Origin of the sequence: Asanoa sp. NPDC049573 (assembly GCF_040676615.1) — a bacterium.
GTDB lineage: Bacteria > Actinomycetota > Actinomycetes > Mycobacteriales > Micromonosporaceae > Asanoa.
On record NZ_JBFAPI010000001.1, the window covers coordinates 646670 to 663074 of the forward strand.

Below are 16405 nucleotides of genomic sequence, written 5' to 3' on the forward strand. Positions count from 1 at the left end.
TCGGCCATCGCGAAGATGACCGGGCGTCGCGGCACTGACCACCGATGGGTTTTGCCGGCTAGTGTCTTGCTATGGAGCGGCGAATCTTCGGGCTCGAGACCGAGTACGGCGTCACCTGCACCTACCGCGGGCAGCGCCGCCTGTCCCCGGACGAGGTGGCGCGCTACCTGTTCCGGCGGGTGGTGTCGTGGGGCCGATCGAGCAACGTGTTCCTGCGCAACGGCGCGCGTCTCTACCTCGATGTCGGGTCCCACCCCGAATACGCCACGCCCGAGTGCGACTCGGTGGCCGACCTGGTCGCACACGACCGCGCCGGCGAGCGGATTCTCGAGGGGCTGCTGGTCGACGCGGAGAAGCGGCTGCACGACGAGGGCATCGCGGGCGAGATCTATCTCTTCAAGAACAACACCGACTCGGCCGGCAACTCCTACGGCTGCCACGAGAACTACCTGGTCTCCCGGCACGGCGAGTTCGGCCGGCTGGCCGACGTGCTCATCCCGTTCCTGGTCACCCGGCAGCTCATCTGCGGCGCCGGCAAGGTGCTGCAGACCCCCCGCGGCGCGGTCTACTGCCTGTCGCAGCGCGCCGAGCACATCTGGGAGGGCGTCTCCTCCGCGACCACCCGCTCCCGGCCGATCATCAACACCCGCGACGAGCCGCACGCCGACGCCGAGCGCTACCGCCGGCTGCACGTGATCGTCGGCGACAGCAACATGAACGAGGTCACCACGCTGCTCAAGGTCGGCACGGCCGACATCGTGCTGCGGATGATCGAGGCCGGCGTGGTGATGCGCGACCTGTCGCTGGAAAACCCGATCCGGGCGATCCGCGAGGTCTCACACGACGTGACCGGCCGCCGCAAGGTCCGCCTCGCCAACAACAAGGAGATCAGCGGCCTCGAGATCCAGCAGGAATACCTGGCCAAGGCGACCGAGTTCGTCGAGCGCCGGGGCGGCGACCAGACCGCCAAGCGGGTCGTCGAGCTCTGGGGCCGGGTGCTCCGGGCGATCGAGACCGGCGACCTGGAGCCGGTGTCGCGCGAGATCGACTGGGTGACCAAGCTCCGGCTGATCGAGCGCTACCAGGACAAGTTCGACCTGCCCCTGTCCCACCCCCGGATCGCCCAGATGGACCTCGCCTACCACGACCTGCGGCGCGGCCGCGGGCTTTACGGGCTGATGGAGAAGCGCGGCCAGGTCGACCGGGTCGCCACCGACCTGGAGATCTTCGAGGCCAAGGAGACCCCGCCGCAGACCACCCGGGCCCGATTGCGCGGCGAGTTCATCCGGCACGCCCAGGAGAAGCGGCGCGACTTCACCGTCGACTGGGTGCACCTCAAGCTCAACGACCAGGCGCAGCGCACGGTCCTGTGCAAGGACCCGTTCCGGGCCTACGACGAAAGGGTCGAGCGGCTGATCGCGAGCATGTGACGCGTCCGGGTAGTCTCTGGGCACCATGACCGTCCACGAGCGGCGCGACGACGCGCCCGACACCACGGCCGCCCGGCGGTCCGGTCTGTCCATGCCCGAGACGCGGCCCGACGTGATCAGGCAGGGCTGGTTGCAGAAGCGGCGCCAGAAGGTGATCGAGGAGATCGAGCGCAACCGGCGCGGCGACTACCGGGTCCCGACCTGGGTGCTGGCGGTCCTACTGGTCGCGGTGCTGGCCGGCTGGCTGTTGCTGATCTTCCTCAACGGATAGCACCGCCGCGTGCCGGCCGGCGGCGGCCGCCGTGAGGAAATAGCCGTAGTCGGCGTCGAGCCCGCGGCCCATTGTCGACAGCGGCACGGGTGAGGCCCGCAGCGCCGCGTCGAGGCCCTCGGTGGCCACCCGGACGATCCGGTGCCGCACCGACAGGTCGGCGATCTGGCCCGCGACCCGGTCGGCGAGCGGCGCCGCCAGGCCGTCCGGCAGGGGCAGGTCACAAGGAGCGAGCGCGACCCGCCCGTACGCGGTCAGGCTGTGATGGGAGATCCCCTGGTGCCGTTCCCGCGGGTCGGCCGCCGAGATCCGCAGCGCGCCGACCGCCCGGCCGCCGAGCGCGGCGGCCGCGTTGACCGCCTCGCCGACCGCGACACCGGAGAACGCCCAGGGCAGCCCCGCGCCGAGGTTGCCCGGCCCCTGCGCGACCACCGCGATGTCGGCGCCCAGCGCGTAGCGGGCCGCGAGCAGCCCGCTATGGGTGGTGACGGCCTCCAGGTCGCCGCCGAACGCCTGCCCGACGGTGACGGTGCCGGCCAGCCGGTCGCGCAGGCCGTCGAGGGTGCGGGAGAACCAGGCCGGCAGCGCGCCGCCGTCGGTCATCACGTAGGCGATCCGGGCCTCCGGCCGGTCGGCGTGGATGCCGGCGACCACCGCCGGCAGGGCCGAGTGCAGGTCGGCGGTGACCACCGGCATGCCGCCGAGCGTGCCGGCGGCCGCGATCGCGGCGTGGTGCGGCGACGACGGTTCCTCGACACCCCGCACGATCGCCTGCAGCGGCGTGTAGCGGGCCTTGACCACGTGACCGCCGTCGCGGTCGGTGCCGGTGCCCGGCGGGTCGGGTGGCAGCCGGTCGGGCAGCGCCACGACCAGCGCGTATCCGCCGGTGCCCAGGCCCATCAGCTGGGCGTTGACGTTGAGCAGCACCCGGTCGCCGGGCTCGGGCTCGCCGACCAGGGCGGGGTAGGCCAGCGCCCGGGTGACCACGCCGTCGACGGTGACCGACAGCTCCACGGCGCCGCGCCAGCGCCGCCGCACCTCCGCGACCACACCCGAACGCCACCTGACCATGGCAGGAAAGGCTACCGGTCGGGCCGGTCGCGTCCCGAGCGGCGCCGGGTCGGGTCGAGGAACACGTAGCGGATCGACGGGTAGACGCTGATCAGGCGCCGTTCGGCCTCGTCGGCGGCGGCCTCGATGTCGGCGCCGCTGGCGGCGTCGTCGAAGTCGACCTTGGCGGCGACCAGGACGTCGTCGGGGCCGAGTTGCATGGTCAGCAACTGGTCGATCCGTTCGACGGTGGGCACGCCGGACAGCTCGCGGCGCAGCCGCTGGTGCAGCCGGCGCGGCACCGACTGGCCGACCAGCAGCGACACGTTGGCGACCGACAGCGTGAAGGCGACCACCAGCAGCAGCACGCCGATGCCGATCGACGCGATGCCGTCCCACACCGAGTCCCCGGTGGCCTCGGTCAGGCCCAGCCCGGCGGCGGCCAGCGCGAGGCCGACCAGGGCCGCGCTGTCCTCCAGGAAGACCGCCTTGACGGCGGTGTCCGGGGTCGCCCGCAGGAACCGGGCCGGGGAGGTGCGCCAGCGGGTCGCCTCGCCGCGGACCTGGCGCAGCGCCCGGAAGAAGGAGATGCCCTCCAGGACCGCCGAGACGATCAGCACGATGTAGCCGACCAGGAAGTCGCCGATGTCTTCACCGTTCCGGATCGTCTCGATGCCGTGGTAGATGGAGAACCCGGCACCGGCGACGAAGGTGAACAGGGCGGCCAGGAACGCCCAGACGTAGCTCTCCTTGCCGTAGCCGAACGGGTGCCGGTCGTCGGGGTCCTTCGCGCCGCGCCGCAACGCCGTGTAGAGCAGCCCCTCGGTGGTGGTGTCGGCGACCGAGTGGGCCGCCTCGGACAGCAGCGACGCCGACCCGGTGAGCAATCCCGCGACGAACTTCGCGACCGCGATGGCCAGGTTGGCCAGGCCGGCGATGATCACGGTGAGCACGGATTCCGGCGGCTCGTCGTCCTGGTCGGGGATCGCGGCGTGGCGTACCTCGGGCTCGCCCTCCAGATCCACGTCGTCGTCGAGGTCTGACGGCCGGTCCGGGTGCTCCGAGGTCACGAACGCAAGGCTATGCCCCGCACGGGTGTGCGCACACGCGTACCAACACTGCTAGCGTCTTGGGAGTGTCGCGGACCCGCACCGAGCGCCTGGTCAACCTGGTGATCTGCCTGCTGTCCACGCGACGGTTCCTCACCGCCGCGCAGATCGCCGCGACCGTTCCCGGCTACGAGCACGACCCCGAGGATCCCAAGGACCACGAGGCCTTCCAGCGCAAGTTCGAGCGCGACAAGTCCGAGCTGCGCGAGCTGGGCGTCCCCTTGGAAACCGGCGCCGCGAGCGCCTTCGACACCGAGCCCGGCTACCGCATCGCCCGGCGCGACTACGCGCTGCCCGACATCCCGCTGGCGCCCGACGAGGCCGCCGCCGTGGGCATCGCCGGCCGGCTCTGGCAACACGCCGGCCTGGCCGCCGCGGCGTCGTCGGGGTTGGCCAAGCTGCGTGCCGCCGGCGTCGACGTCGACCCGCAGGCGACCCTCGGCGTCGAGCCCATCGTCCGGGTCGACCCCACGTTCGCGCCGCTGACCGCGGCGGCCCGTGACCGGCGCACGGTGGCGTTCGACTACCGGGTTCCCGAGCAGGACGGCCCGACCAGCCGCCGGCTCCAGCCGTGGGGCGTGGTGTGCTGGCGGGGCCGGTGGTACGTGGTCGGGCACGACCTCGACCGCGACGCACCACGCTGCTTCCGGCTCTCCCGCGTGGTCGGCGCGGTCCGGGTCACCGGCCGGCCGGGCGCCTACCAGCCGCCCCGCGACCTCGACCTGATCAGCTACGTCGCCCGGTTCAGCGGGCCGATCGAGCGCACCGGCCGCACCACCGTGCTGGTCCGCAAGGGGCGGGCGGCGGGGCTGCGGCGCTGGGCGCAGGAGACCATTCCCGGCGCCGAGGTTGACACGGTCGTGCTGCGCTACGCCGACGTCGACTTCATCGCCACCCAGCTCGTCGGCTACGGCCCCGACGTGCGGGTGGTCGAGCCGCCCGAGGTGCGTGAAGCGGTGATCCAGCGGCTCAAGGAGACGGCGGCCCGACACGAGACCCCGGTGCTCGCATGACCGTCCCCTTCGGGCGCGGCGGGGCGGTGCGGCCCAGTGCCGACCGGCTCGGCCGGCTGCTCAACCTGGTGCCCTACCTGCTCGCCCGGCCCGGCATCGAGGTCGCCCAGGCCGCCGCCGACCTGGGCGTCACCGAGCGGCAGCTGCGCGAAGACCTGGAGCTGCTCTGGGTCTGCGGCCTGCCCGGCTACGGCCCGGGCGACCTGATCGACATGGCGTTCGACGGCGACCGGGTGACGATCACCTACGACGCCGGCATCGACCGGCCGCTGCGGTTGACCCCCGACGAGGCGCTCGCGCTGGTGGTCGCGCTGCGGATGCTGGCCGAGACCCCGGGGATGGCCAACCGCGACGCGATCGAGCGGGCCCTCGCCAAGATCGAGAATGCCGCCGGCGACCTGGCCGACGCGCCGGTCGCGGTGCGGATGCCGGGCAGCGACGACCGGCTGGCCACGCTGCGCGGCGCGGTCGAGCGGGGCCGGGCCCTGCGGATCACCTACTACGCGCAGACCCGCGACCAGACCACCGAGCGCGTGATCGACCCGATCCGGCTGCTGATGGTCGAGGGCCGGGCCTACGTCGAGGCGTGGTGCCGCCGGGTCGAGGCGGTCCGGCTGTTCCGGGCCGACCGGATCGACGCGCTGGTCGAGCTCGACGAGCCGGCCACGCCGCCGCACACGGCCGAGCTGCATGACGTCAGCGACGGCGTCTTCACGCCCGGCGCCGAGCTGCCGCTGGTCACCCTCAAGGTCGGCCGCGGCGGCCGGTGGATCACCGAGTACTACCCGTGCGAAGACGTGCGCCCCGACCCGGCCGAGCCCGACGAGTGGGTGGTCTCGCTGCGGGTCACCGACCTGGCCTGGGCACAGCGCTTCGTGCTCGGTCTCGGCCCCGACGCGACGGCCGTGTCCCCACCGGAACTGGTCGAGCGGGTGCGGGGCGCCGCCACGGCGGCACTCGACGCGTACGCGGCACCGGTCGGCGAAACGCTCTAAGCTGTCGGCCGTGGTGCTCTGGATCGTTATCGGCGCTGCGGTGCTCGGCCTGCTGATTCTGGCCCTCGCCGCCCGCCCGGTGCTCGCCCGCCTGCCCGAGCTGGCCCGCGCGCTGCGCCGCCTCGAAGACCGGCAGATCCGGGCCCAGGCCCTCGGCGACGAGCTGGCGCTACTGCAGCAGCGGGCCGAGTCGGTGCGACAACAGACCGTGGTCGCGCAGGAACGCATCGCGGTCATCAAGGCCGCCCGCGGTCGCGCATAAGACCCGAATTGTCGGCGTAGGCCCGGAAGTCGACCACTCTTCACCGGCTATTGAGGTCCACCGGGCAGTGGCATCGGGGCGTGTCACCCGTAGGATGGGCTCGTCACCCCGTTAGCTGATCGACTTTGGAGTCACCATGGGCGCCGTCAGGCCGTGGCATATCGCCGTACTCGTGGTTCTGCTGGTTCTGCTCTTCGGCGCGAAGCGGCTTCCTGACGCGGCCCGCTCTCTCGGCCGTTCCCTGCGCATCATCAAGGCGGAGACGAAGGGCCTGGTCGACGACGGCAAGAGCGACGACGACCTCGCCGAGAAGGCCGACGCGCAGGCCGGTCGCCAGCCGCTTCCCCCCGTGCAGGCCTCGCCGCCGCCGGTCGTCGACCCGGTGCAGCGCTCGCGCGACGTGATCTGACGAGGGAAGACCTCCTCCGGTCATGGCCGCCATCTCCCTGCGCCGCAAGGGGCCGACCGACTTCCAGCGGGCGTCCGACGGCTCGATGACGCTCATCGAGCACATCCGCGAGCTGCGCAACCGGCTGTTCAAGGCGTCGGTCGCGCTGCTGGTCGGCCTCGTCATCGGCTATCTGCTCGCAGACTTCGTCTTCGGCATCCTCAAGCAGCCCTACTGCGCGCAGTTCCCGGAAATCCGCTGCGAAGACGTCAAGTTCCTCCAGCTCGGTGCGGCCGACGGCTTCCTGCTCAAGCTCAAGCTGTCGCTGTGGATCGGCCTGATCGTCGCGTCGCCGGTGTGGCTCTACCAGCTCTGGGCGTTCATCGCGCCCGGGCTGCACCGCCACGAGCGCAAATACGCCTACTTCTTCGTCGCGCTGGCGGCGCCGCTGTTCGCCGCGGGCGCCGTGCTGGCCTACTTCGTGGTCTCCAAGGGCCTGCACTTCCTGCTGCAGTCCGGTGTCACCGGCGTGGAGACCCAGCTCGAGGTCACCCGCTACATCTCGTTCGTCACCAACATGCTGCTCATCTTCGGCGTGGCGTTCGAGTTCCCGCTCATCGTGCTGATGCTCAACTTCGTCGGCGTGGCCAGCGCGAAGCGGCTGCTCGGCTGGTGGCGGGTCGCGGTCTTCGTGTTCTTCCTGTTCTCCGCCGTCGTGACGCCGACGCCCGACCCGTTCGGCATGACCGCGCTCGGCGCCTGCCTGAGCGCGCTCTACTTCGGTGCGGTCGCCATCGCGTTCGTCAACGACCGGCGGCGCGGGCGGGGCAAGGAGATCTACGCCGACCTCGACGACGACGAGATCTCGCAGCTCGAAGACGACCGTGAGCCGGTCGCCGCGGGCGCACCGATCGAGCCGATCGCCCCGGTGGCGGCGCCGCTCCCGATCGACCGCCGCTTCGACGACGACATCACCTGATCTGGATGATCCACAGGCGCCCCACCTGCGTGTAGGGTGCCGCCGTGAAGATCGATGGGGCGCTGTCGGTGCTGGCCAACCCCACCGCGGGACGCGGCCGGCACCGGGGGCTGCTGCCCGTCGTGCTCGACCGGTTGCGCGGCACCGGCCGGCCCGTCGACCTGCTCGACGCCCGCACCCCGGATGAGGCGCGCGCCGCGTGTCAGGCGGCGGTCGCGGGAGGCGCCGGCGCGCTCGTGGCGGTCGGCGGCGACGGCACCGTCCACCTGGCGTTGCAGGCGCTCGCCGGCTCCGGCGTGCCGCTCGGCATCGTGCCGGCCGGCACCGGCAACGACTTCGCCGTCGCGACCGGCTTCACCGCCGAACCGCTTGCCGCCCTCTCGAAGATCGTCGCGGCCGTCCAGAAGGAGGGCGGCGGAGTCGACGTCGACCTGGCCCGGCTCACGGCCGGCGACGGCACGACCCGCTGGTTCGGCGGTGTGCTCGCCGCCGGCTTCGACGCGGCCGTCAACGAGCGCGGCAACCGGATGCGCTGGCCGCGCGGCCCGGTCCGCTACGACCTCGCGATCATGGTGGAACTGGCCAGGCTGCGGGCACGGCACTACCGGATCACCCTCGACGGCGTGGTCAACGAGCTCGACGCGGTGCTGGTCGCCCTGGCCAACGCCGGCAGCTACGGCGGCGGCATGCGGATCAGCCCCGACGCCGACCCGGCCGACGGCCTGCTCGACCTCACCGTGGCCGGGCCGATCAGTCGCGCCACGCTGGTGCGGGTCAAGCCGCGGATCTACGCGGGCACCCACGTGACCCATCCCGCCGTCAGCACCTACCGCGCCGCCCGCGTCGAGATCGAGGCCGAGGGCATCATCGGGTACGCCGACGGCGAGCGCGTCGCGGCCCTGCCGGTGCGGGTGGAGTGCGTACCGGCGGCGCTGCGGGTGTTGCGGGCTACGACCGGGTGAGGGCGACCGCGGCGGCCAGGCCGTTGACCGCGCCGGGGTCGCCGGCCGGGAGCACCAGGGCGGCCAGCCCGGCGCGCACGGCACCCGCGTCGGCCGGGGTGTCGCCCACCATCAGCGCCCGCTCCGGGTCGACGCCGAGCGCGCCGCAGGCCCGCAGGAAGATCGCCGGGTCGGGCTTGCAGCGGCCCACCTCGTAGGAGAGCACGAACGCGTCGACGAGATCGGCCAGCCCCCATGCCTCGAAGTGCGGGCGGATGTCGAATCCGATGTTGCTGACCACGGCCACCGGCACCCCGCTGGCCCGCAGCGCCTTCAGCGACTCGGCGGTGTCGGCGTAGGGAAGCCAGCCGTCGGCGCCGAGCAACCGGTCGTAGAGCGCGTCGGCCAGACCCTCGATGTCGGTGCTGACCGTCTCCGCCAGGCCCACGTAGGCGGCCCGGTGGGCGTGCGGGTAGAGATCCCGGTCGGCCCACACCTCGGCCAGGTGCACCGGCACCCGGTGCGGCAACGGCCCACCGGCCCGGCCGGCGGTGACCAGGCGGTCGGCCAGCACCGTGGCCTTGCCCCGGTCGAGGGTGGCACCGCAGGCCACGGCGGCGGCGGCGACCCACGCGACCGGGTCCTCCACCTGGGCCAGCGTGCCGTGGAAGTCGAAGAGCACCGCCTCCACGGGGTAGCGACCCGGGTGGGCCGGACCGTCGGGCGCACGTGGACTGGGCGGCTCCACATGTTCTGGCAATGGCACGCCGTGGACCTTACCTACGACCTACCTGGCGGGTCCCGCACGGCCTACCGCGTCGGCGCGGCGTGCACGCCGTAATCTTGGATACATGTCGAGCCCTGCCGAGCGCTACTCCGCCGCGCGCCGCCGGGCCGCCAGGGCCAGCGCCTTCCCGGCCCTCGAAGAATTCGCCCTCGGTCTCGGCTTCGACCTCGACGACTTCCAGCGGGAAGCCTGCGAGGCCCTGGAGCGCGGCAGCGGTGTGCTGGTGTGCGCCCCGACCGGCGCCGGCAAGACCGTCGTCGGCGAGTTCGCCGTGCACCTGGCCCTGGCCAAGGGGAGCGGCGAACCGGACACGCCGCCCAAGAAGTGCTTCTACACCACGCCGATCAAGGCGCTGTCCAACCAGAAATACCACGACCTGGTCGAGCGGCACGGCGCGGCGAACGTCGGCCTGCTGACCGGCGACAACGCGATCAACGGCGACGCGCCCGTGGTGGTGATGACCACCGAGGTGCTCCGCAACATGTTGTACGCGGGCTCCACCACCCTCACCGGCCTGGCCTATGTCGTGATGGACGAGGTGCACTACCTGGCCGACCGCTTCCGCGGCGCCGTGTGGGAAGAAGTGATCATCCATCTGCCGGCTTCGGTGACATTGGTCTCACTCTCGGCCACCGTCTCCAACGCCGAGGAGTTCGCCGACTGGCTGGTCACCGTCCGCGGCCACACCGACGTGGTGGTCAGCGAGCACCGGCCGGTCCCGCTCTGGCAGCACATGCTGGTCGGCCGCCGGATGTTCGACCTGTTCCACGACGCGGCCGCGGCCCGCAAGCACGACGTGCATCCCGAGTTGCTGCGCTACTCGCGCGAGATGCTGCGCCGGCTCGAGATGGGCCGCGACACGTTCGGAGGCAGCCGGGGCGGCCGGTCGCCGCGCTGGAAGGGTCCGCTGCGGGCCGAGGTGGTCGAGCGGCTCGACCGGGAGAACCTGCTGCCGGCGATCATGTTCATCTTCAGCCGGGCCGGCTGCGACGCCGCCGTCCAGCAGTGCCTGGCCGCCGGGCTGCGACTGACCAGCCCCGACGAGCGGCTCGAGATCCGCCGCATCGCCGAGGAGCGGATCACCGCGATCCCCGGCGAAGACCTGTCGGTGCTGGGCTACTGGGAGTGGCTCGACGGCCTGGAGCGCGGCCTGGCCGCACACCACGCCGGCATGCTGCCGGCCTTCAAAGAGGTCGTCGAGGAACTCTTCGTCCGCGGCCTGGTCAAGGCCGTGTTCGCGACCGAGACGCTGGCGCTGGGCATCAACATGCCGGCCCGTTGCGTGGTGCTCGAGCGGCTGGTCAAGTTCAACGGCGAGGCACACGTCGACCTCACGCCGGGCGAATACACCCAGCTGACCGGCCGCGCCGGCCGACGCGGCATCGACATCGAGGGCCACGCGGTCGTGGTCTGGACGCCGGAGGTCGACCCGCGACACGTGGCCGGCCTCGCGTCGACGCGCACCTACCCGCTGCGGTCCAGCTTCCGGCCCTCCTACAACATGGCCGTCAACCTGGTCGGCACCGTCGGCGCCGAGCGCGCCCGGTCACTGCTGGAGGCGTCGTTCGCGCAGTTCCAGGCCGACCGGTCGGTGGTCGGGCTGGCCAAGCAGGTGCAGCGCAACGAGGAGACCATCGCCCAGTACGGCGAAGAGGTCACCTGCAGCCACGGCGACTTCGACGAATACTTCGACCTGCGGATGCAGATCGGCGAGCGCGAGCGGGCGCTGGCCCGGCAGGGCCAGACCCAGCGCCGCGCCCAGGCGGTGTCGGCGCTGGAGCGCCTGCGGATCGGCGACGTGATCCGGGTGCCGTCGGGGCGGCGCGCCGGGCTGGCCGTGGTGCTCGACCCGGGCACGGGCGGGTTCGGCGACCCGCGGCCGCTGGTGCTCACCCAGGACCGGTGGGCCGGGCGGGTGACGTCGGCCGACTTCACGACGCCGGCCGAGGTGCTGGCCCGGATCCGGGTGCCCAAGCACTTCAACCACCGCAACCCGTCGGCGCGGCGGGATCTGGCCGCCGACATCACCGGGACGGGGCTCGACCGGCACAGCCGGCGGGGCCGCCGGTCCCGCGGCACCGGTGAGGACGCGCACCTGGTCGAATTGCGCGACAAGCTGCGCAAGCATCCGTGCCATGCCTGCCCTGACCGGGAGGAGCACGCCCGCTGGGCGGAGCGGCGGCGTCGGCTGCTGCTGGACACGGAAGAACTGCGCAAGCGGGTGTCGTCGCGGACCGGGTCGCTGGCCCGGACGTTCGACCGGGTGTGCGCGCTGCTGACGGCCCGGGGTTATCTCAGCGAGAACGGCGAGGTCACCGAGAACGGGCGGATGCTCTCCCGCATCTGGTCCGAGGCCGACCTGCTTGTCGCGGAATGCCTGCGGCGTGGGGTGTGGGACGCGCTGACGCCCGACGAACTGGCCGGGGCGGTGTCCGTCGTGCTCTACGAGGCGCGGCGGGAAGGCGACGAGCGGGCGTCGGTGCCGCGCGGGCCGATCACCGAGGCGATCGACGAGACCATGAAGACGTGGGTCGAGATCGAAGCCGACGAGGCCGCCAACGGGGTCGACCGCACGCGGGAGCCCGACCTCGGGTTCGTCTGGCCGATCGTGCGGTGGGCCCGGGGTGAGGCGTTGGCCAAGGTGTTGGCCAGCGGCCACAACCTCGACGGGGATATGCCCGCCGGTGACTTCGTCCGGTGGGCGCGGCAGGTTGTCGACCTGCTGGGGCAGATCGCCGATGCGGGCGGCGCGTCCACGACGGTGCGCTCGACCGCGCGGCAGGCCATCGGCGCTATCAACCGGGGCGTGCTCGCCTACATCAACGCCTAGGAACGCCCCGGCTGGGCCGCCTGGGCATTCTCTCTGTTCGGGCACATGTTTTCGCATGTTGGTACATGCCAAAGCATGTGGGGGCCAGCGGACCCACTTGCCTGCTGGCGTGCGGCTGGTGAATGGCGTCAGCCGGCGTTGCTGATGGCGTCGACCAGGCGGCGGCAGGGGCCGGCCAGGTTCCATTTCTCGGCCAGGGCCAGGAGTTCGTCGCCGTCCGCCGGTGCGGGCGGCAGGGCGGGGTCGAGGTCGGGCAGCGCCACGTCGCGGGCCACCTTGACCACCGTCGGTGCGACCGCCAGGTAATCCCTTGCGGCGTCGAGTTTGCCGCGCAGGCCCGGTGCGAAGCCGGCCTTCGGGTCGTCCAGCGCCGTCAGCATCGCGTCGAGCGTGCCGTAGCGGGAGACCAGGCGGGCGGCCGTCTTCTCGCCCACGCCGGATACGCCCGGCAGGCCGTCGCTCGGGTCGCCGCGCAGCGCCGCGAAGTCGGCGTAGCCGGCCGCCGGGACGCCGTATTTCGCCTGGACCGCCGCGTTGTCGCAGTCTTCGAGCTTGCCGACGCCGCGTCCGCAGTAGAGCAGGCGGACCGGCTTGTCGTCGTCGATGAGCTGGAACAGGTCGCGGTCGCCGGAGGCCACCTCGACCGGGCCGGGCTGGGTCGTGGCCAGCGTGCCGAGCACGTCGTCGGCCTCGTAGTTCTTCGCGCCGATCGCCGGGATGCCCACCGCGGCCAGCACCTCCAGGATCAGCGGGACCTGGGCCTCCAGGCTCTCCGGCACGACCTCCGTTGACGGGCCACCGCCGGGCGCCAGGCGATGGGCCTTGTAGGACGGGATCAGCTTGACCCGCCACGCCGGGCGCCAGTCATAGTCGAGGGCGCAGACCAGGCGGTCGGGGCGGCGGGTGCGGATGAGCTGGGCGACCATGTCGAGGAAGCCACGGACCGCGTTGACCGCGCTGCCGTCGGGCGCGCGGGCCGCCGACTCCGGGATGCCGAAAAAGGCCCGGAAGTAGAGGCTCGGCGCGTCAACGAGCAGCAGTGGTCGTCGTGTCATCGTCACAGCCTGCCATGCCCACCGATCACCTCCGCGACGACCTCCGCGCGCGGTGCGGCCACCGGCGGGAGTGTGCGGCGGCGGGCCTGGTGGGCGTCGAGCAGGGCGACCGCCAGGGCGGTCAGCACCAGCAGGCCGCCGACCAGCGGCAGCGGCCGGGTGCCGGCCGCCGGGAGCAGGGTGCCACCGAGCAGGGAGCCGCTGGCGATGCCGGCGTTGAAGGCCGAACCGACGCCGGCCGAGGCCAGGTCGGTGTTGCCGGGCGCCAACTGCAGCGTGCGGCCCTGCACCGCGGCCGCCAGCGCGCTGAACGCGAGGCCGGCGAGCGCCAGCAGCACCACCGTGACCGGCTTGACCGGGCCGAAGGCGTACAACAGCAGGAGGCTGCTGCCGACCAGCGTGAGCGGCGTCGCCATCGCGACCACCGGCCGGCTGTCGATGAACCGGCCGACGAGCATCGTGCCGAACACGCCGGCGACGCCGGAGACCAAAAGCAGCACCGACAGCGCGGCCGATGCGAAGCCGCTGACGTCGAGCAGGAACGGCGTGATGTAGGTCTGGGCGGTGAAGAATCCGGTGATGCCGACGGCGGTGATCACCAGCAGCGTGCGGTAGCGCGCCGCGTCCGGCGTGGTGCCCCGGGCGGCGCCGCCGTCGGCCGGGGGGAACGAGGGGAGCAGCGTGGTGACCACCGCGCCGGTGACCAGGCCGACCGCGGCCAGCACGGCGAACGCGGTGCGCCAGCCCGCCTGCTGGCCGATCCAGGTGGCCAGCGGCACGCCGAGCACCGGCGCCAGCGCGGGGCCGACGGAGAAGCGGGCCACGATGCGCCCCCGGACCTCGGCCGGGAACAGACCGGTCACAGTGGACCCGACCACCGACCAGAACATCGCCTGGGTGGCCGCGGCCGCGAGCCGGGCTCCGGCCAGCACCCAGTAGCTGTGTGCCAGCGCCGCCAGGGCGGTGGCCAGGACGAAGATCGCGAACGTCGCGGTCAGCAGGCGGCGGCGGGGGACCCGCTTGGTCAGGTAGGTCAACGGCAGCGAGGCGACGACCACGACGAACGCGTAGCCGGTGACCAGCAGCCCGACCGCGGATCTGGACCGGCCCAGGTCGGGCGCGATGAGCGTGAGCAGGCCGATCGGCACCAGCTCGGTGGTCACGTAGGCGAACGCGGCCAGGGAGAGTGCGACCAGGGCGGCCGTGGCACGGGCGGGGGAGAGCTGCGGTGCCATCGTTCCTCCTATGCGTCGCCACCGTAGACTCGAACGGTGGTAGCATATCGAACATGGTCGCAGAAGGCATCACCGATCTGCCGCTGGTCGCCGGTCACCCGGTGCTGGACCTGGTCAACACAGTGGAGCCGCGCGGCGAAGAGCCGCCCGAGCGAGACCACCTGGTCTCGCCGCACAATCTGTTGGTCTGGGCCGGGCGGGCCGGCGTCGTCGACGCCGCGGAGGCCGCCCGGGTGGGCGCGGCGTGGTCGGCGGACCCGGGCAAAGGCGATCGAGCCCTGGACGCCGTCCGCGACCTCCGCGAGATGGTCTACGGCGTGCTCCGCCGCGGCGCGAGCGCCGACCCGCTGCTGGGTTGGTGGCGCGACGCGCTGGGCCGGGCCGAGCTCGTGCCCGCGAAAGCGCCGGTCGAGGTCGTGGCCCGCGGCGACGCCACGCTGATCACCGACCGCCTGGTGCTCGCGGCCGCCGACCTGCTGACCACCCTCGACCGCGCGGCCCTGAGCGAGTGCCCGCTGGCCGAAGGCGGCTGTGGCTGGTTGTTCCTCGACCACAGCCGCAACCACTCGCGGCGCTGGTGCGCGATGGCCGACTGCGGCGCCCGGGCCAAGGCCCGGCGGCTCACCGAGCGCCGGCGGGCCGTCAGGAGTGGTGGCGGGACAGCGCGACGGCCGGGCGCTCCTGCTCCGGGCGGGGCGGCGGAGCGCCGCGCCAGCGGAGCACGCCGTGATACATGATGGTCAGGCAGGCGGCCGCGTTGAAGAACGACGCGAGCACGTCGGTCGGGTGGTGCATGCCGCGGTAGAGGCGGGTCAGCGCGACACCGACCGGGATCAGCACGAAGACGGTCCAGACCAGCGTCTCCCAACGCCGGTCGGTCGCCCGCAGCGCGAAGAGCAGCGCCAGCCCGCAATAGAGCGTGGCCGCGGCCGACGTGTGGCCCGACGGGAAGCTCGACGTGGGCGGCGAGGCGTCCATGTGCGCGACCTCCGGGCGGTGCCGGTCGATCGCCAGCGTCGTGCACAGGAAGACCAGGGCCTGTGCCGCGACCGCCGAGGCGAGGAAGATGGGCTCGCGCCACGGGCGGCGGGTGACCAGCAGGATCAGCACGGCCAGCGTGCAGACGGCAATCACCGACCAGGTGTCGGCGATCGTGCTGAACACCTGCGACGCCGCGGTCAGTGGGCCGGATCGGGCCGCCTCGAGCGACTCGTTGGCCTTGTCTTCCACGGTCAGCGGCCACCAGTTGTCGGCGACCTTGGTCACGAACAGGCCGAACGCGACCATCAGCGCGTAGAGCGCGACGAGGGGGAGCAGCAATCGCAGCAGAACGTGACGCATGGCAGGTGTCCTTACCCGCTCGCGCCGCCCGCCACGCCTAACGCGGCGGGCGACTCCGCGCCGGGTACCAGCAGCGCGGGTGCGCCGCTGCCGTCGGCGTTGGTCGTCGCGCCCACGGCGTCGCCTGTCGCAGGCAGACCCCGGTGCCGCCGGCGGCGTACGCGCGGACGCACTCACCCGGCGACACGGTGCGCGGCCCGTCCGTGTCCACCATGGACACCAACACGAGATGCCGGCCTGGGGCGCCTTCAAGTCGCGGACCCGCCCGGCACCGGGCAACCACGACTACAACACCTCGGGCGCCAGCGGTTACTACGGCTACTTCGGCTCGCAGGCCGGCCCGTCCGGGCAGGGCTACTACTCCTACAACATCGGCAACTGGCACATCGTCTCGCTCAACTCCAACATCAGCATGACCGCGACCGCGGCCCAGGTGACCTGGTTGCGCAACGATCTGGCCGCCAACGCCCGGCCGTGCACGCTGGCCTACTGGCACCACCCGCTGTTCACCTCCGGCGCCAACCACGCGCGGCGCCGACCACTACGGCTTCGGCACGATCCAGCCCAACAGCCAGGCCCGCAACAGCGACACGTTCGGCGTCCTCACGTTCACCTTGCACACCAACTCGTACGACTGGCAGTTCGTGCCCCAGGCGGGCAAGACCTTTGCGGACAGCGGAACAGGTGCTTGCCATTGAGCTAGCGTCAGACATGTCATG

General features: G+C 72.4%; 17 protein-coding genes. 11 read left to right on the forward strand and 6 right to left on the reverse strand.

The genetic code is table 11. The features are described 5' to 3' along the window. The first annotated feature begins 71 nt into the window (after window positions 1–71). On the forward strand, window positions 72–1430 hold the full coding sequence (gene pafA, locus AB0J74_RS02975; RefSeq protein ID WP_363443634.1) for a Pup--protein ligase: 1359 nt from the start codon (window positions 72–74) through the stop codon (window positions 1428–1430). Window positions 1431–1521: 91 nt separating this feature from the next. Next, window positions 1522–1701, forward strand: a complete 180-nt coding sequence (locus AB0J74_RS02980; RefSeq protein WP_363444075.1) for a hypothetical protein — start codon at window positions 1522–1524, stop codon at window positions 1699–1701. Here AB0J74_RS02980 and AB0J74_RS02985 read toward each other — a convergent pair. Together AB0J74_RS02985 and AB0J74_RS02990 are read right to left on the reverse strand one after the other, a co-directional pair. Then, entirely contained in the window at window positions 1648–2772 is a 1125-nt protein-coding gene (locus AB0J74_RS02985; protein ID WP_363443636.1) for a DUF3866 family protein, read from the reverse strand. The genes AB0J74_RS02980 and AB0J74_RS02985 overlap by 54 nt on opposite strands. Before the next feature lie 11 nt (window positions 2773–2783). Then, the gene (locus AB0J74_RS02990; RefSeq protein ID WP_363444078.1) at window positions 2784–3737 is read right to left on the reverse strand and encodes a cation diffusion facilitator family transporter; all 954 of its coding nucleotides are present in this window, start codon (window positions 3735–3737) and stop codon (window positions 2784–2786) included. 149 nt (window positions 3738–3886) lie between these two features. Between AB0J74_RS02990 and AB0J74_RS02995 the strand changes: the two genes are divergently transcribed. The 6 genes from AB0J74_RS02995 to AB0J74_RS03020 all read left to right on the forward strand — a co-directional run bounded on the left by AB0J74_RS02995 (window position 3887) and on the right by AB0J74_RS03020 (window position 8459). Beyond that, on the forward strand, window positions 3887–4873 hold the full coding sequence (locus tag AB0J74_RS02995) for a WYL domain-containing protein (RefSeq protein WP_363443638.1): 987 nt from the start codon (window positions 3887–3889) through the stop codon (window positions 4871–4873). After that, on the forward strand, window positions 4870–5868 hold the full coding sequence (locus AB0J74_RS03000) for a YafY family protein (RefSeq protein ID WP_363443640.1): 999 nt from the start codon (window positions 4870–4872) through the stop codon (window positions 5866–5868). Before AB0J74_RS02995 ends, AB0J74_RS03000 begins: the two co-directional genes overlap by 4 nt. 10 nt (window positions 5869–5878) lie before the next feature. Then, a complete protein-coding gene (locus AB0J74_RS03005; RefSeq protein WP_363443643.1) occupies window positions 5879–6130 on the forward strand; it encodes a hypothetical protein in 252 nt (83 codons plus the stop codon). 136 nt (window positions 6131–6266) lie between these two features. Next, window positions 6267–6539, forward strand: coding sequence for a Sec-independent protein translocase subunit TatA (gene tatA, locus AB0J74_RS03010; protein WP_363443646.1), 273 nt, complete (start codon window positions 6267–6269; stop codon window positions 6537–6539). 85 nt (window positions 6540–6624) lie between these two features. Continuing rightward, window positions 6625–7497 carry a twin-arginine translocase subunit TatC gene (gene tatC / locus AB0J74_RS03015; protein WP_363444081.1) on the forward strand — a complete coding sequence of 291 codons (873 nt, stop codon included), beginning with the start codon at window positions 6625–6627 and terminating at the stop codon, window positions 7495–7497. 44 nt (window positions 7498–7541) lie between these two features. Next, a complete protein-coding gene (locus tag AB0J74_RS03020) occupies window positions 7542–8459 on the forward strand; it encodes a diacylglycerol kinase family protein (protein WP_363443649.1) in 918 nt (305 codons plus the stop codon). Here the strand turns inward: AB0J74_RS03020 and AB0J74_RS03025 are convergent. After that, window positions 8446–9198, reverse strand: a complete 753-nt coding sequence (locus AB0J74_RS03025; RefSeq protein WP_363444083.1) for an HAD family hydrolase — start codon at window positions 9196–9198, stop codon at window positions 8446–8448. The genes AB0J74_RS03020 and AB0J74_RS03025 overlap by 14 nt on opposite strands. Window positions 9199–9289: 91 nt before the next feature. On the opposite strand from AB0J74_RS03025, the gene AB0J74_RS03030 reads away from it, so the two are divergent. Further along, complete coding sequence (locus AB0J74_RS03030) at window positions 9290–12055, forward strand: DEAD/DEAH box helicase (RefSeq protein ID WP_363443652.1); 2766 nt, start codon at window positions 9290–9292, stop codon at window positions 12053–12055. 128 nt (window positions 12056–12183) lie between these two features. On the opposite strand, the gene AB0J74_RS03035 is transcribed toward AB0J74_RS03030, so the two are convergent. Continuing rightward, complete coding sequence (locus AB0J74_RS03035) at window positions 12184–13110, reverse strand: 5'-3' exonuclease (RefSeq protein WP_363443655.1); 927 nt, start codon at window positions 13108–13110, stop codon at window positions 12184–12186. A 2-nt stretch (window positions 13111–13112) separates the two neighbouring features. Then, entirely contained in the window at window positions 13113–14345 is a 1233-nt protein-coding gene (locus AB0J74_RS03040; protein ID WP_363443658.1) for an MFS transporter, read from the reverse strand. A 53-nt stretch (window positions 14346–14398) separates the two neighbouring features. Here AB0J74_RS03040 and AB0J74_RS03045 point away from each other — a divergent pair, with 53 nt between their 5' ends. Beyond that, window positions 14399–15082: a CGNR zinc finger domain-containing protein gene (locus AB0J74_RS03045; protein ID WP_363443661.1), complete on the forward strand. Its 684-nt coding sequence runs from the start codon at window positions 14399–14401 to the stop codon at window positions 15080–15082. Here the strand turns inward: AB0J74_RS03045 and AB0J74_RS03050 are convergent. Next, on the reverse strand, window positions 14988–15686 hold the full coding sequence (locus AB0J74_RS03050) for a phosphatase PAP2 family protein (protein ID WP_363443664.1): 699 nt from the start codon (window positions 15684–15686) through the stop codon (window positions 14988–14990). The genes AB0J74_RS03045 and AB0J74_RS03050 overlap by 95 nt on opposite strands. A gap of 229 nt (window positions 15687–15915) precedes the next feature. Between AB0J74_RS03050 and AB0J74_RS03055 the strand changes: the two genes are divergently transcribed. Beyond that, window positions 15916–16389 (forward strand): hypothetical protein, encoded by a 474-nt coding sequence (locus AB0J74_RS03055; protein WP_363443667.1) that lies wholly within the window; start codon window positions 15916–15918, stop codon window positions 16387–16389. Window positions 16390–16405: the final 16 nt, after the last annotated feature.